Source organism: uncultured Holdemanella sp. (assembly GCF_934772795.1).
In the GTDB taxonomy this organism is placed as follows: Bacteria; Bacillota_I; Bacilli_A; order Erysipelotrichales; family Erysipelotrichaceae; genus Holdemanella.
Genome location: NZ_CAKVMR010000012.1, coordinates 28972 through 43597, shown reverse-complemented (window position 1 = coordinate 43597; position 14626 = coordinate 28972). Strand labels below are relative to the sequence as shown.

Genomic DNA, 14626 nt, shown 5'->3' with positions numbered 1-14626 from the left:
TCTAAAATAAAACAGTTGATAATCACTGATTTGGATTATCAACTATAAGCACGACTGCCTGTCGTACAAAAAGACAACGATTTCTCGTTGCCTTTTCTCTATGTCCTATTCTTTGTCTTTCTTACTATCTTCAATCACTCTTGAAGCATAAGGTTCTGGCACTGGATCATAACGGTCCATTTCCATTGTATAAGTACCTAAACCTGTTGTCATACTTCTTAATTCAACACAATATCTAGACATATTTGCCATTGGAACTTGTGCATCGATTTCTTGATCTGAATCCACTGGAGTCATACCCATGATTGAACCTCTACGCTTGTTCAAATCACCAATGACAGCACCTGTAAATTCATCTGGTACACGAATCTTAACATTCATGATTGGTTCTAATAAGATTGGACGAACTTTTGTCATCGCATCTTTATAAGCTAAGTGAGCCGCCATCTTAAATGCCATTTCACTTGAGTCAACATCATGATATTTACCATCTAATAATGTTGTCTTCACATTTACCATCTTATATCCGGCTAAAGGACCTTTTTGGCAGCATTCACGAAGTCCAGTTTCTACAGCTGGGAAGTATTGTTTAGGAACAGCTCCACCAAATACCTTTTCTGCGAATACCATTTCTTCTTCATCAGGATTTGGGCTGAATTCAACAAATACATGTCCAAATTGGCCATGTCCACCTGATTGTTTCTTATGACGACCTTCACCAACAGCTGTCTTTGTGATTGTTTCACGATATGTGATTTTTGGATCACTTAATACAACTTCCGCTTTAAACTTAGAATTCAATTTATTCACGATCACATCCAAGTGCTGATCACCAATACCATAGATCACTGTTTCTTTTGTTTCTGGATTGTTTACAACTTTAAATGTTGGATCTTCTTCCTGTAAACGAGCAAGTCCATTTGATAAACGATCCTCATCATTTTTAGTCTTAGGAACAACAGCCTGTCCATACATTGGAGTATCGAATACGATTGGATCGGCCATCAACAATTTACCTTTATCGCATAAAGTGTCATTTGTCTTTGTATTTTGTAATTTTACTAAAGCACCAATATCACCTGTAAATAATTTACCAGCCGCTGTCTGGTGTTTACCTTTAACGATATAGATTTGACTGATCTTTTCTGGTTTACCATTATTGGCATTCACAACTGTACTATCCGCTGCAAGTACACCACTCAATACTTTGACATAACTGATTCTTCCTACAAATGGGTCTACGATTGTTTTAAATACTTGGGCTGTTAAGACTTCTGTTTCACTTGTCAACAATTCAACTTTAACACCATTTGGAGTTGTAGCTGTGTACATACCTCTTTCTGAATATGTTGGGAAATAATCAACAATTAAATCCATCAAACGTTGAATACCAATTGAATTGACTGCACTACCAGAATATACTGGACAAATTTCTCCATTACGTACACCAATACGCACACCACGTTTTAATTCTGCATCACTAAATTCTTCACCAGAGAAGAATTTTTCCATTAATTCATCATCACCCATCGCTACAGCTTCGGCAATCTGATCTTTATAAAGAGCTACTTCTTCTTGCATAGATTCAGGTACTGGACAAGGTTTATCCGCTAATTCTGGACTATAATACCAAGCTTTATTTTTGATGATATTGACAGATCCAATGATTTTTCCATCTTCAACAATTGGCATTTCAAATGGAATAACGCTCTTACCAAATTCTTCACGCAATGCTTGATAGCTTGCATCAAAGCTTGTGTGTTCTTCATCTAACTTATTGATGAAGAAGATTGTAGGTTTCTTTTCAGCAACGGCTTGTTTATAAGCCAATTTAGTTCCTGATTGTAAAGGTTCTTTGGCATTCACGACAATCAAACTTGAATCACCTACCGAAAAACCACCTTGTTTTTCACCAACAAAGTCTAAGTAACCTGGTGTGTCGATGAAATTGATTTTACTATCTTCCCATTCAATTGGAACGATTGTTGAATAAACAGATAGTCCACGACGAATTTCTTCCGTATCGAAATCGATCATTGAACTTCCTTCTGTCGTTTTACCAAAACGATCTGTTGCCTTTGTATAATACAACATAGCTTCTAGAACACTTGTTTTTCCAGCTCCACTATGTCCGATTACACTTACGTTACGTACTTCAAAACTCTGATAATCTCTCATACGCTTAACCTCATCTTAAGATCGGCTCTAATTGAGCTCTACAGTGTTCACGAACATAATCTAATGCAACGCGACCTTGTTTATCCGTCATATCTTTATCAGCACCATATGCCAATAATTTTTCTACTAAGCTTGGATATCCTCCATAAGCTGCACGCATCAATGCAGTTACACCATTATTATCAAATAAGTTTACATCTGCGTTTCTTTCAAGCAATAAGTGAATTGTGTCACGTTTAAACGCAATACAAGCTTCCATTAAAGCACTACGACCTACTTCATCTTGATCATTGATTTTTGCCCCAGCATCTAATAATACTTCAACACAACGATCTTGTCCTAATAAGCAAGCACGCATTAAAGCTGTACGTCCTCTGTCATCTTTGGCATTTACATCTGCACCTGCGTCAATCAAAGCCTTTAAGATTGTTTTATTGCCTTTTTTTGCAGCTGTCATTAAAGCTGTTTTCCCTTTATTATCTGAAATATTCACATCTGCCCCATTATCAAGTAAAACCTGAACAACATCTTTACGATCACGTTTACTTGCACGCATCAATGCAGTACGTCCATCACCATTCTGATAGTTTACATCCGCTCCTGCTTTGATTTGAGAACAAACCATTGGGAAATCTCCATTTGCACATGCATCCCAAAATACCTTATTAAAATTCTGATCCATTTCAATCATCCTCCTCATCATTATTGCTCTTGAAATCACAGAAAAACTGGAATGATCGTTCACCCCAGTTTACATATGCACAAAGAAAAGATTGAAATTTTTATTTACTTTTACACCTTGAACTTGATTCATCTCAATCACTCCTTTGTTTAACTGATTCCATTCTAACAAAGAAAATATTAAGTGCAAATCAAGTACCAACTTGGACAGAAAACCTACCAATTATGCCTTTTCACAGAATAATTCAATAGATTCATGAAGCGGACCCTCAATAAAAGCCACACGAATTGGAAATACAGGATCTGTTTGCATATCTACATCTTTTGGTTCTACACTCACTTTATAACCAGCATTACGAACTCTTTCAACAATTTCATTCACACTATCCGTCGCAAACGCAAAATGACGAATACATCCTTCACCGACTGGTTTTGTACCATCCAAAAAGATTTCAATACAACTATTAAAACAATCCAAATGAATGCCTGTATTCCACTTTCTTAATATTGGAAGTTCTAATAATTCATGATAGAAATAAATCATTTCATCATATTGTTCTTGTGTCTCACATTTAAATGCGACATGATGAATTCCCTTAATCATAATTTTTTCTTTCTAACAAACTAAATGTCACTTGTCCTTTTTCTCTTTGAACATCCGTACAAACAACACGTACTCGCATTCCCATTTGGAACACTTTACTATGTGTTTGTCCCTTTAAAGTCATTGTATCCTCATCATAATCGTAGAAGTCATTAGCCAATGTATGAACCGGAACGAGACCTTCCACTGTATTATCCATTTCCACAAAGAAGCCGAAACTCATAACACCGACAATGGTTCCTTCAAAAACTTGACCAATTCTTTTTTCCATGAACTGTGCCTTCTTATAGTCATTAACCATTCTTTCCATCATGATCGCATCTCTTTCTTTTTCAGAAATATGGAAAGCCTGTTTTTCTATTTTCTTTTCATCATTTGATGGTGTACGCTTTTGTTCATGAAAACAATACGCATGCAACATGCGGTGTACAACTAAATCGGAATAACGACGAATCGGACTTGTGAAATGACAATACTCTTCTAATGCCAAACCAAAGTGACCTAAACAATGCGCATCATAACGAGCCTTCTGCATAGAACGTAAAGAAACCATAGACAAGACTTCATGTGCATTATCATCTTGAATCGATTCTAAGAATTTTTGAATTTGGCTCGCATTGACTTCATCAGGATAAAAATCAAATGGAATACGTAAAGAATTCGCAACCGTACAAATCGTAGCCACTTTTTTAGGATCTGGATTTTCATGTACACGATACATACTTGGAATTTTATTGACATGCATATGGTGAGCCACACAAACATTGGCTAAAATCATACATTCTTCAATCATTTGTTCGGCAAAACCACGTTCTAAAACTGTTACATCTACGGGATACCCATTTTTATCCATAATGATTTTTGCTTCTTTTGTATTAAAATCAATACATCCACGATTATGCGATTGTTTCTTTAATAATTTAGCTAAAGACTCTAAAGTAAACAATAAATCTTTCACTTCTGAATACTCTTCCAATATCGTTTCATCCCCAGCTAAACAAGCATTTACCTTTTTATATGTACAACGCTTGTCGGAATGGATCACACTTGGAAAAACATTGTAAGTCATTAAATTTCCCTTTTCATCCACTTGCATAGCACAAGTTATTGTCAATCGATCCACATTTGGATTTAACGAACAAATACCATTACTTAAATCAAATGGAAGCATAGGCACTACACGATCACATACATAGATTGAGTTTCCTCTTAAGTACGCTTCTTGATCAAGAGCACTATTTTCTTTTACATAATGAGAAACATCGGCAATATGTACATATAATAAATATCCCTTTTCATTTTTCACAATTGAAATCGCATCATCAAAATCCTTGGCATCATCCCCATCAATTGTGACAGTTAATAAGTTTCTTAAATCTTTACGATTTTCAAGTTCATCCTTTTGTACTTTTGCAGGAATTCTTTTACACTCTTTTACAATCTTTCCATTAAATACCTGACGAACCTGATTACTTGTAAGCATCGCACTAATATCCACTCCAGCATCATCTGGATGCCCTAAAACTTGGATAATCCTCACTTCTAAAGGATCTGCATACTTCACAATTTGACATACAACTTTTGTGCGTTTTTTAAAACTAAATTCTTTTTCATTGACCACACGAATTGAACAATGTAAATCTAAATCGCTATAAAAGAATGTTTTCTTCTTTTTAACGATCATGACTCCTGTAATATTTGTCAATCCATGATTAAACACCTTGATCAAAGATGGTTCTGGCTTTAAGCGAACTAACACTTCATCTTTGTCAAAAATCTTCATCTTTTTATTTTTAGGAACATATACCTTGTTGTTTTCATTAAAGACAGCAATTTCATATCTAGAAATATCTTTTGCACTTCCAGCCATAAAATGTATATCATCAATCAAATATAGGCTTGTATGATCATTATAAATCAATTTTTCATCCTCTAATTCATTTAAAGACTTTACCATTTCAGTAAATTCTTTACTTGACTTAGGTCGAACGACTTTTTCTAAATCGCGTATTTTACATTCTTTTTTTTCTTCTAAATATTGAATGATTTTCTCTTTCATTTTTTCCTCCTTTAAAACAGAAAAAAGACCTTAACGGTCTTTTAATTACACAATCTGCAATGCGATCACAATCGCAAAGAACAAAATTCCACAAAACAAAGTTAAACGAGAGATAACTTTTTCAGGTCCTCTTTCTTTTTGTACCGCAAACAAGTTCAAATCTCCACTTCCTGTAAAGGCAGCAGACAACCCGTCTGATTTACCACTTTGCAATAATGTCAATATAATAATAACACCAGATAATGTCATTAAAACCACGTTTAATATATCTTTCATTTTTTATCACACCTTCTACGATATTTCGATTATACCAATAATTCAATAAAAATACTAGTCAAAATTATAGTCTACTAAATCCATCAACGTATTCACTACATGAGTTGGATAAATTTTTAGTCGTTCAATATCTTCCTTGTTGTGAACCCCCGTCTGTACAAGCACGGTTTCAATATTTTGTTCATACCCAAGTTTAATATCTGTTTCTAGATTATCACCAATCAATACAATTCCATCTTCTTTTAAGCCAAAATATTCTAAACACAAATCAAGAATGGCTCGATTGGGTTTACCAATACGAGGTGACTTTTGATTAGCTGCATATTCAAACATATCTACGACACTGCCATTACCAACTTCAAATCCACCTGGTTTTGCCAAAATACGATCATTATTTGTACCAATAATTTTGGCTCCATTTAAAATCAAAGATAGAGCTTTTGAGTAAGATGCATATGTGGCATCTTTATCCAATCCTATAAAGACAAAATCTGGATTTTCATCATCAATCATAAATCCTTCTTGATCCAACGCATCTTTCATGCCTTGTTTTCCAATGTAATAAGCCTTATTTCCTTCATAATGTTTCTTAACATATTGACAAGCTGCCATGGCACTATTATAAAACATGGATGGTTCTATACCTGTATATCCCATATCTTGCATATGCTTCACATTTTCTTGTGGTGTACGCATAGAATTGTTTGTCAAAAAAATAAACGGAATCTTATTTTGGATACAATAATCTAAAAATTGATGAGCACTTTTAATAATCTGCGTACCACGATACATTGTGCCGTCTAAGTCAAATACTAAAGTCTTCATAAACTTACCTAAAAAAAGAAAGTCTTAGTCGACTTTCTTTAAATCCATGTACGGAATTTCTGTTGGTGTTTCACGACCAAATAAAATTAATAGAACTGTAGCTTCTTTCTTTTCTTCATCCATAGCTTCAATAACACCTTCTGAGTTCTTGAAAGCTCCATTTGTGATTTCTACACGGTCTCCCACTTCAAAATCAACTTGAACATTTACATCCTGACGTCCTAGACGACGTAAAACAGCATCTACTTCTTCTTGAGCTACTGGGAATGGTTTAGCACCCTTTCCACTTGATCCGATAAATCCAGTTACACCTGGAGTGTTACGTACAACATACCAAGCTTCATCTGTCATGATCATTTGTACTAATAAATAACCAGAGAATAGATTGTGTGTTTTTTCTACTGGTTTACCATTTTTATATTCAATTTCTTTTTCTTCAGCAACGACAATCTGGAACAAAGAATCTTCAAGACCCATAGTTTTTACACGACGTTCCAAGTTTTCTTTTACACGATTTTCTTGACCTGCATATGTATTTACTACATACCATTCTTTTTTTAACTCTGACATAATTTCCTCCCTATGCGCCAACAATCATTTTTACTAGACCGCTTGATAAAACCTCACAAACAAAGAAATACAAACCAAATAATACTGTAAATACGATTACCAAGCCACTTGATGACATTAATTCTTTAAATGTTGGCCATTTAACAGTTTTTAATTCTTTGAACACTTTTGATGGTGAATATGTTCTTTCTTTTTTTTCTTTACTCATATGGATTCCTCACTTTGTTTCCTTATGCAAAGTATGTTTGCCACACTTTGGACAATACTTTTTAATTTCAAGACGTTGCGTGTTGGTCTTCTTATTCTTTGGGGTCGTATAATTTCTTGATAAACACTCTGTACACGTCAAAACAACTTTATCTGCCAATTCCTTCACGCTCCTTAACTCAATAAATGTACCATTTTACCCAGTCAACTGTCAATTGTCGTATACCACTTTTTTACCTTTTCAAACATAAAACTCACCTTTGAAGCACTTAATCCAAGTTCTTCCGCAATATTTTTTAAGGTATAGCCCTCCATACGATAGTCAATAATCTGTACATAATCTTCGCCAAAAACTCGGTTGATACGATTTTTTGTATATTCCCACATAAGTTTATCTAAAACAACATCATGTACTTCTAATGAATCGAACATGTTCACTTCGCCATAATAAAGTTTTGTATCCTCACGAATTCTTTGATCTAAACTAATACACGTTTGATTTAAATAACACTGCGTTCTTATGTTATGGCGCAAAATATCATAGGCCTTATTTTTAGTACAACGTCTATAAAATCCTGTAAATGAAAGTACACGATCCATTCGATATTCAAAAATGCAATGATACAACAATAAATCGGCATGGCGATAGAATTCTTCTCTATCACACAAAACTGTATTTGTCTTTCGCACAAAGACATCCGCCCATATTTCCGTCACCATAGGTCTATAGTATTGAATCAAATTTTGCATTTCATTAAAATCATTCATTTGAACCATGTATATACATTCATATATATTCATCTTTATCACCTAAATCCATTATAACGAGGCAATGTGAAAAAGACATTAAAAAAGCCGATTTTATAAAAAATCGACTTATTTGATTGGATTTCTTTGATTGTATACTTCATACATCAAGACAGCTGCCGCAACACTCGCATTTAATGAAGTGATACTTCCAACCATTGGTAGATACACCATATAGTCACATTGTTTCTTTACAAGATTTGAAATGCCCTGACCTTCCGATCCAATAACCAATACAGTTGGTGAATCATACATTCCTTCACGATACTCTCTTGCATCCTTCATATCTGTACCAACAACCCAATATCCATCTTGTTTCAAGTTTCTTAGTGTCTGCGATAAATTCGTCACAATGGAAACCGGTACAGTATAAGCAGCTCCTGTACTAGCTTTTACAACAGTAGGTGTTAATCCACAACTATTGTGTTTTGTCAAAATAACACCATCCACACCTGTACAATCACAAGTTCTTAAAATGGCACCTACATTATGTGGATCTTGAACACCGTCTAGTGCCACTAATAAACCAGGTTTTTTAGCACGTCTAACTAATTCTTCAATACTATATGTTTCAATTTCGCTTACTTTAACCGCAACTCCATTATGATGTGTCGAATTCGCTATTTTATCTAATTTTGCTCGGTTACAATACTCTACCCTTAAATTTGATTTTTGAATCGATTTTAAAAGCTTTGCATCCTTCAAACCTTGAAGTACATATACTTTTTCAATTGAATCCGGATCATTTTGAAGTGCAGAATACACATTTTTTCCATATACGATCATAGACTGTCCCCTATCTCAATTATTCTATCTAGACAAACCTTAAGTCTATCCTGATGTCCATATAAATATAAATATCCCAACATAGATTCTAATGCGGTTGCCTCTAAGTATGTTTTGTGTGTCGCATTTTTAGCCTTTGAATGAATCGTCGCATTTCTTCCACGTGCAAGAATCGTTTTCTCTTCTTCCGTAAAAAAATCTTCATCCATCATTGTATTCAACATAACAGATTGCCCTTTAGCACTACAAATTACTGCATTTTTCTTTTGAAGAACATGGGCCTTGCGATAACCTAAACTTAGAAGGTGTTCACGCACAGCCAAAGACATAACGGCATCACCAATCCATGCTAGACTTGTCGCATTCTCAGTTACAATTTCCATTACAGAATTCCTTTTTCAATCAATGCAGCACGAAGTGTATCTGCCGTTTCAAAGTCTTTTTCTTTAACTGCACTTCTCCAGTTTTGATACATTTCTTTATCTTCTGCACTCATTGTGACCTTATCAAATTCAATTCCTAAAATATAAAGCATTTTTTCTAATGTATGTACTAAAACCGCTACATTTTCTACATCCATTTCTCTTTGACGAACCGCCTGATTGATTTTCTTAACGACTTCATAAACAACACTGATCGCATTTGGTGTATTTAAATCATCATTTAATGCATCAATAAATGCTGTATATGTTTCATCAAATGTAGTTGCTTCTGAAGCGTTAGATAAAGCAAGTTTTACACAAGCTTGTTTATAAGCAGCCGCAATCTTATCTAATTCCTTCTTTGAAGTTGCGAAGGCTTCTTCATTTAAGTTTAATGGTGCACGATAATGTGTAGAAATCATCAACCAACGCGTTAAGTTTCCTCCGTGGTTTGCAATCAAGTCTTTAGCCCACCATACATTACCTAACGATTTAGACATCTTGATACCATTGATATTGATCATACCATTGTGTACCCAGATATTTGACAAGTGTGTATTGTTGCATACTTCGCATTGGGCAATTTCATTTTCGTGGTGAGGGAATTTCAAATCTAAACCACCACCATGGATATCAATCAATGTTTTCTTAAATACATCCTGAATCATCACCACACATTCTGTATGCCATCCTGGACGTCCTTTTGACCATGGTGAATCCCATTTAATACCTTCTGTTGTTTCTTTCCATAAAGTAAAATCCAATGGATTTTCCTTCTTTTCGTTTTCATCAATACGAGCACCAACCATTAAATCATCGATACTTTGATGAGATAGTTCTCCATACTTCGCATCACTATTTACACGGAAATAAACATCACCACCCACTTGATAAGCTGATCCATTTTTAACCATCTTATCAATAAACTCAATAATACGATCCATAGTTTCTGTAACACGAGGTGCATAATCAGGAAGATCTGCATGCAGTCCTCTACGAACATCATTGTAGGCAATAATGAATTTATCTGTAATTTCTTTTTCAGATACATTTTGTTCGATAGCCGTTTTAATGATCTTATCATCCACATCTGTATAGTTGGAAGCGAAAGTAACTTCATATCCTTGTGCAGACAATGCCTTTTTTAATGTATCAAATACAACGATAGGACGAGCATTTCCAATATGTGGATAGTTATAGACCGTTGGTCCACATACATACATGGAAATCTTTCCTGGTTCGATTGGTTTTAATTCTTCAATGGTTTGAGAATAACTATTATATAATTTCATAATAAAATGTCCTCCAATTCATATTGTTTATTATACAATACAAAACATGAAAAAAAAAGCTAACCAAATGGTTAGCTTACATGTAAATTCGTCATGATACGACGAATATCTTCTTCATATGGAGTGCCTGCTAAATTTTCTAATGCAGGGTTAAAGTATTCCATCATATGATCGATATCTTTTAAATATGAATATTGAAGACCAATTAAATACTGAATGGTTCCAACAGGGAATTTTTTATTGTTGTCAAGATCAGACTTACCATCCCACATACCATTTAAAATTTCTTTACAGTCATCAATATATTTGGCTTCTTTCTTCATTAAGATACTAAATTGAATCTGCATATTCTTGAATGTCTTTTCATCAACATAGCTTTTTCCATAAGAAAGCATGCCCTCAGCTTTTTTGATTTTTCCTTTTTCTAAATAATAATAGAATCCACGAGATGCAACACTAGCCTTTTGTTTATTTGAAATACGCATGTTTTTCAACAATTCAAATTGTTCTTCAATTTTTGCATCATTTCTCTGTGCCAAATAACCACTTAAGCGCATGTATTCACGGTTAAATGCCTGATATGAGAACTTGCATGCTCCTGTATCTAATGTTTTATAGAATTCGTCATATTGTTCATTATTTAATTGAGTTAATAACTTCTTCCATACAACTTTTTTCATAATCATTGGCACTAATATAAATACTAATGTCAATACAATTATGATAACTACATTCAATGTCTTACTATCCATTTTGTTCCTTATCCTTTTCTAATTCTAAAGTTAAATCACGAAACTGAGCTAATAAATCTTCATCAATTCCATCTTTTCTTAATTTTTCCATGTAAACAGCATCTAAATCGTCTACATCTTTTGTTAGATCATCACGCTCAGAATCCGTCAAACGATGTCGAATACCCATCGCTAACACCTCACAATCTCTAAAAGTTAGAATACATGATTTACCTATTTATTTCAAGGTTTTGATTTGCACTTTTTAGTAAAGTAGGCAAAAAAAAGGAACCCTATTGGATTCCTTTAAAAGTCTTACAATTATTAAGCTAATTCTGAGAAGTACTTAATTGTACGAACCATCTGGCTTGTGTAAGAGTTTTCGTTGTCATACCAAGAAACAACTTGTACGTGAGTAGTTCCGTCACCTAATGAGTGAGCCATTGTTTGAGTTGCATCGAACAATGATCCGTAACGCATACCAACGATGTCGCTAGATACTAATTGTTCTTCAGTGTATCCGAATGATTCAGTTGTAGCAGCTTTCATAGCAGCGTTGATTTCATCAACTGTAACTTCTCCGTCAACAACAGCTACTAAAATAGTAGTTGATCCTGTAGGAGTTGGAACACGTTGAGCAGATCCGATTAATTTTCCGTTTAATTCAGGGATAACTAATCCGATAGCTTTTGCAGCACCTGTTGAGTTAGGAACAATGTTAACTGCAGCAGCACGGCTACGACGTAAATCACCTTTACGTTGAGGTCCGTCCAATGTCATTTGGTCACCAGTGTAAGCGTGAACTGTAGTCATGATACCTGATTTAATTGGAGCTAATTTGTTCAAAGCGTTAGCCATAGGAGCTAAACAGTTTGTTGTACAAGAAGCTGCAGAAATTACTGTATCTTCTGGTTTTAATGTTTCGTGGTTTACATTGTAAACGATTGTTGGTAAGTCATTTCCTGCTGGAGCAGAGATAACAACTTTACGAGCACCTGCTTTAATGTGTGCTTCTGCTTTAGCTTTTGAAGTATAGAATCCTGTACATTCTAATACTACGTCAACTCCTAATTCACCCCAAGGTAATTTAGAAGCATCAGCTTCTGCGTAGATAGTGATTTCTTTTCCATCTACTGTAATTGAATTTTCACCAGCAACAACTGTGTCAGCCTTAGCGTAAGTTCCTTGAGTTGAATCATATTTCAACAAGTGAGCTAACATCTTAGGGCTAGTCAAGTCATTGATAGCTACTACTTCGTAGCCTTCAGCACCAAACATTTGACGGAATGCCAAACGTCCGATACGTCCAAAACCGTTAATCGCAACTTTTACTGTCATGTCAGTAAATCCTCCTTTAAATACCATTGTTATTATAAAAGCCTACTGTTGATTTGTCAATTCTCTAACAAGTAAAACTTTTTACAACTAACAACTACTTATATTTTAGACTATTTACACTTCATTCTCAAGCATTTTCATACTTTTTACATAACCTTAATTGTGCTATTATATTCAAAAGGAGGAATTAAAAATGAACCAAAGTTTAATCCTAGATTTACTAGAAAACAACGCTCGTCTAACTTCACAAGATCTAGCCGATATTTTGAATGAAGATGAAGCAAGTATAAAATCAGAGATTCAATCTTTAGAAAAAGACAAAATTATTTGTGGTTATCACACAATTATCAACTACAATAAAGCGTTAAAAGATCAAAAAGTTTTAGCATATATTGAAGTAAGTTGTACACCAACAAGAAATAGAGGCTATGATAAGACAGCCGCATTGATTGCCAACTATCCTGAAGTAGACACAATGTATCTATTAAGTGGAGATTGTGATTTCTTATGTTTGGTACAAGGTAAAACCATGTTTGAAGTGGCTCGCTTTGTTTCCGACAAGATTGCCTGTGTTGAAGACGTTCGATCTACAAAGACATTATTTGTTTTAAAACAATATAAACAAAGTGGTATTGTCATGATTGACAAGCCTAAAGATAAAGAATCAAGATTGGTTGTGACTCCATAATGAAAAGTTTATCTACAAAAGCAACATCTATCAAGCCAAGCGGAATCCGTAAATTCTTTGATTTGGCAAACACAATGGAAGGTGTTATCTCTTTAGGTGTTGGTGAACCCGATTTCGCAACGCCATGGCACATTTGTGAAAATGCGATTCACTACATGAGTACAGGACACACGCACTATACAGCCAATCGTGGTTTATTAGAGCTTCGTGAAGAAATCTGTAAATTCCATAAGGAACATTACAATCAAATATATGATCCTGAAAGTGAAGTCATTGTCACAATTGGCGGTAGTGAAGCTATTGACTTATGTATGCGTGCCCTATTGAATCCTGGCGACGAAGTTATTGTATTAGATCCTAACTACGTTGCTTATGCACCAAGCGTTACATTAAGTGATGGTGTTGTTGTCCCTTTACAATTAAAAGAAGAAAATGACTTTAAAATCATTCCAGAAGATTTAAAGAAAGTCATCACCCCAAAGACAAAAGCTATGATCATCAACTATCCTAGCAATCCTACTGGTGGTGTCATGACTTATGAAGATTATGCTAAGCTAGTTGATATCATCAAAGAATCAGGTATATATGTTGTGAGTGATGAAATCTATGCCGAACTTAGCTTTGATCAGCTTTTTGCATCATTAGCACAATTTGATGAAATCAAATCACAAATTATTGTCGTAAACGGTTTTTCAAAAGCATATGCTATGACAGGATGGCGTCTAGGCTATTGTATGGCCAATAAAGAACTATCTTCCGTTATGAATAAGATTCACCAATATGTAATCATGTCAGCTCCTGTCATGTCTCAATATGCAGGTATTGAAGCTATTAAAAACGGCTATGACGATGTATTGATGATGAAAGATGATTATCTAAAGAGAAGAAATTTCTTAGTCAATCGATTAAATCGTATGGGACTAAAGACAAATATGCCTCATGGTACATTCTATGTATTCTGTAACATTCAATCAACAGGCCTTGATTCCGAAACATTCTGCGAAAGATTACTACAAGAACAAAAGGTTGCCTGCGTTCCAGGAAATGCCTTTGGTCCAAGTGGTGAAGGATACATTCGTATCTCTTATGCGTATAGTATTGACCATATCAAAGAAGCCGTTGTGCGCTTAGAACAATTCTTAAAGGGTTTAGACAAATAAGT

General features: G+C 34.6%; 18 protein-coding genes. 2 read left to right on the top strand and 16 right to left on the bottom strand.

All coding sequences use genetic code 11. The features are described from left to right. Positions 1 to 105: 105 nt before the first annotated feature. From fusA to gap, 16 genes are all read right to left on the bottom strand, one after another. Complete coding sequence (fusA, locus tag Q0F04_RS03910) at positions 106 to 2178, bottom strand: elongation factor G (protein WP_295750382.1); 2073 nt, start codon at positions 2176 to 2178, stop codon at positions 106 to 108. Between the two features lie 10 nt (positions 2179 to 2188). Next, a complete protein-coding gene (locus Q0F04_RS03905) occupies positions 2189 to 2860 on the bottom strand; it encodes an ankyrin repeat domain-containing protein (protein WP_117571872.1) in 672 nt (223 codons plus the stop codon). 222 nt (positions 2861 to 3082) lie between these two features. Then, positions 3083 to 3463: a VOC family protein gene (locus tag Q0F04_RS03900; protein ID WP_295750379.1), complete on the bottom strand. Its 381-nt coding sequence runs from the start codon at positions 3461 to 3463 to the stop codon at positions 3083 to 3085. Continuing rightward, a complete protein-coding gene (gene rnr, locus Q0F04_RS03895) occupies positions 3456 to 5522 on the bottom strand; it encodes a ribonuclease R (protein ID WP_295750377.1) in 2067 nt (688 codons plus the stop codon). Before rnr ends, Q0F04_RS03900 begins: the two co-directional genes overlap by 8 nt. A gap of 45 nt (positions 5523 to 5567) precedes the next feature. Continuing rightward, positions 5568 to 5798 (bottom strand): preprotein translocase subunit SecG, encoded by a 231-nt coding sequence (gene secG / locus Q0F04_RS03890; protein ID WP_003866033.1) that lies wholly within the window; start codon positions 5796 to 5798, stop codon positions 5568 to 5570. A 54-nt stretch (positions 5799 to 5852) separates the two neighbouring features. Next, positions 5853 to 6623, bottom strand: a complete 771-nt coding sequence (locus Q0F04_RS03885) for an HAD-IIA family hydrolase (protein ID WP_295750375.1) — start codon at positions 6621 to 6623, stop codon at positions 5853 to 5855. 24 nt (positions 6624 to 6647) lie between these two features. Then, positions 6648 to 7193 carry a transcription termination/antitermination protein NusG gene (nusG, locus tag Q0F04_RS03880; protein ID WP_117925674.1) on the bottom strand — a complete coding sequence of 182 codons (546 nt, stop codon included), beginning with the start codon at positions 7191 to 7193 and terminating at the stop codon, positions 6648 to 6650. Between the two features lie 10 nt (positions 7194 to 7203). Beyond that, complete coding sequence (secE, locus tag Q0F04_RS03875; protein ID WP_117571877.1) at positions 7204 to 7401, bottom strand: preprotein translocase subunit SecE; 198 nt, start codon at positions 7399 to 7401, stop codon at positions 7204 to 7206. A 9-nt stretch (positions 7402 to 7410) separates the two neighbouring features. Then, entirely contained in the window at positions 7411 to 7560 is a 150-nt protein-coding gene (rpmG, locus tag Q0F04_RS03870) for a 50S ribosomal protein L33 (RefSeq protein ID WP_117571901.1), read from the bottom strand. 44 nt (positions 7561 to 7604) lie between these two features. Then, positions 7605 to 8201 (bottom strand): hypothetical protein, encoded by a 597-nt coding sequence (locus Q0F04_RS03865; RefSeq protein WP_295750373.1) that lies wholly within the window; start codon positions 8199 to 8201, stop codon positions 7605 to 7607. A gap of 75 nt (positions 8202 to 8276) precedes the next feature. Next, positions 8277 to 8993: a 23S rRNA (guanosine(2251)-2'-O)-methyltransferase RlmB gene (rlmB, locus tag Q0F04_RS03860; RefSeq protein ID WP_295750370.1), complete on the bottom strand. Its 717-nt coding sequence runs from the start codon at positions 8991 to 8993 to the stop codon at positions 8277 to 8279. Next, positions 8990 to 9376, bottom strand: a complete 387-nt coding sequence (locus Q0F04_RS03855; RefSeq protein ID WP_117571880.1) for a ribonuclease III domain-containing protein — start codon at positions 9374 to 9376, stop codon at positions 8990 to 8992. The genes rlmB and Q0F04_RS03855 overlap by 4 nt, the downstream gene beginning before the upstream one ends. After that, positions 9376 to 10707: a cysteine--tRNA ligase gene (gene cysS, locus Q0F04_RS03850; protein ID WP_295750367.1), complete on the bottom strand. Its 1332-nt coding sequence runs from the start codon at positions 10705 to 10707 to the stop codon at positions 9376 to 9378. The genes Q0F04_RS03855 and cysS overlap by 1 nt, the downstream gene beginning before the upstream one ends. Before the next feature lie 71 nt (positions 10708 to 10778). Beyond that, positions 10779 to 11459, bottom strand: a complete 681-nt coding sequence (locus tag Q0F04_RS03845) for a hypothetical protein (protein ID WP_295750365.1) — start codon at positions 11457 to 11459, stop codon at positions 10779 to 10781. Further along, positions 11452 to 11628 carry a hypothetical protein gene (locus tag Q0F04_RS03840; protein WP_186998664.1) on the bottom strand — a complete coding sequence of 59 codons (177 nt, stop codon included), beginning with the start codon at positions 11626 to 11628 and terminating at the stop codon, positions 11452 to 11454. Before Q0F04_RS03840 ends, Q0F04_RS03845 begins: the two co-directional genes overlap by 8 nt. 134 nt (positions 11629 to 11762) lie before the next feature. Further along, a complete protein-coding gene (gene gap, locus Q0F04_RS03835) occupies positions 11763 to 12776 on the bottom strand; it encodes a type I glyceraldehyde-3-phosphate dehydrogenase (protein WP_117571883.1) in 1014 nt (337 codons plus the stop codon). A 193-nt stretch (positions 12777 to 12969) separates the two neighbouring features. Between gap and Q0F04_RS03830 the strand changes: the two genes are divergently transcribed. Both Q0F04_RS03830 and Q0F04_RS03825 read left to right on the top strand, forming a co-directional pair. Further along, a complete protein-coding gene (locus Q0F04_RS03830; protein WP_295750363.1) occupies positions 12970 to 13464 on the top strand; it encodes an Lrp/AsnC family transcriptional regulator in 495 nt (164 codons plus the stop codon). Beyond that, positions 13464 to 14624, top strand: a complete 1161-nt coding sequence (locus tag Q0F04_RS03825; protein WP_295750359.1) for an aminotransferase class I/II-fold pyridoxal phosphate-dependent enzyme — start codon at positions 13464 to 13466, stop codon at positions 14622 to 14624. Before Q0F04_RS03830 ends, Q0F04_RS03825 begins: the two co-directional genes overlap by 1 nt. Positions 14625 to 14626 lie beyond the last annotated feature (2 nt).

Excerpts from the sequence above, each read along its gene's own strand:
- fusA (WP_295750382.1), bottom strand. The coding sequence starts at position 2,178 with ATGAGAGATTATCAGAGTTTTGAAGTACGTAACGTAAGTGTAATCGGA.
- Q0F04_RS03905 (WP_117571872.1), bottom strand. The coding sequence starts at position 2,860 with ATGGATCAGAATTTTAATAAGGTATTTTGGGATGCATGTGCAAATGGA.
- Q0F04_RS03900 (WP_295750379.1), bottom strand. The coding sequence starts at position 3,463 with ATGATTAAGGGAATTCATCATGTCGCATTTAAATGTGAGACACAAGAA.
- rnr (WP_295750377.1), bottom strand. The coding sequence starts at position 5,522 with ATGAAAGAGAAAATCATTCAATATTTAGAAGAAAAAAAAGAATGTAAA.
- secG (WP_003866033.1), bottom strand. The coding sequence starts at position 5,798 with ATGAAAGATATATTAAACGTGGTTTTAATGACATTATCTGGTGTTATT.
- Q0F04_RS03885 (WP_295750375.1), bottom strand. The coding sequence starts at position 6,623 with ATGAAGACTTTAGTATTTGACTTAGACGGCACAATGTATCGTGGTACG.
- nusG (WP_117925674.1), bottom strand. The coding sequence starts at position 7,193 with ATGTCAGAGTTAAAAAAAGAATGGTATGTAGTAAATACATATGCAGGT.
- secE (WP_117571877.1), bottom strand. The coding sequence starts at position 7,401 with ATGAGTAAAGAAAAAAAAGAAAGAACATATTCACCATCAAAAGTGTTC.
- Q0F04_RS03865 (WP_295750373.1), bottom strand. The coding sequence starts at position 8,201 with ATGAATATATATGAATGTATATACATGGTTCAAATGAATGATTTTAAT.
- rlmB (WP_295750370.1), bottom strand. The coding sequence starts at position 8,993 with ATGATCGTATATGGAAAAAATGTGTATTCTGCACTTCAAAATGATCCG.
- Q0F04_RS03855 (WP_117571880.1), bottom strand. The coding sequence starts at position 9,376 with ATGGAAATTGTAACTGAGAATGCGACAAGTCTAGCATGGATTGGTGAT.
- cysS (WP_295750367.1), bottom strand. The coding sequence starts at position 10,707 with ATGAAATTATATAATAGTTATTCTCAAACCATTGAAGAATTAAAACCA.
- Q0F04_RS03845 (WP_295750365.1), bottom strand. The coding sequence starts at position 11,459 with ATGGATAGTAAGACATTGAATGTAGTTATCATAATTGTATTGACATTA.
- Q0F04_RS03840 (WP_186998664.1), bottom strand. The coding sequence starts at position 11,628 with ATGGGTATTCGACATCGTTTGACGGATTCTGAGCGTGATGATCTAACA.
- gap (WP_117571883.1), bottom strand. The coding sequence starts at position 12,776 with ATGACAGTAAAAGTTGCGATTAACGGTTTTGGACGTATCGGACGTTTG.
- Q0F04_RS03830 (WP_295750363.1), top strand. The coding sequence starts at position 12,970 with ATGAACCAAAGTTTAATCCTAGATTTACTAGAAAACAACGCTCGTCTA.
- Q0F04_RS03825 (WP_295750359.1), top strand. The coding sequence starts at position 13,464 with ATGAAAAGTTTATCTACAAAAGCAACATCTATCAAGCCAAGCGGAATC.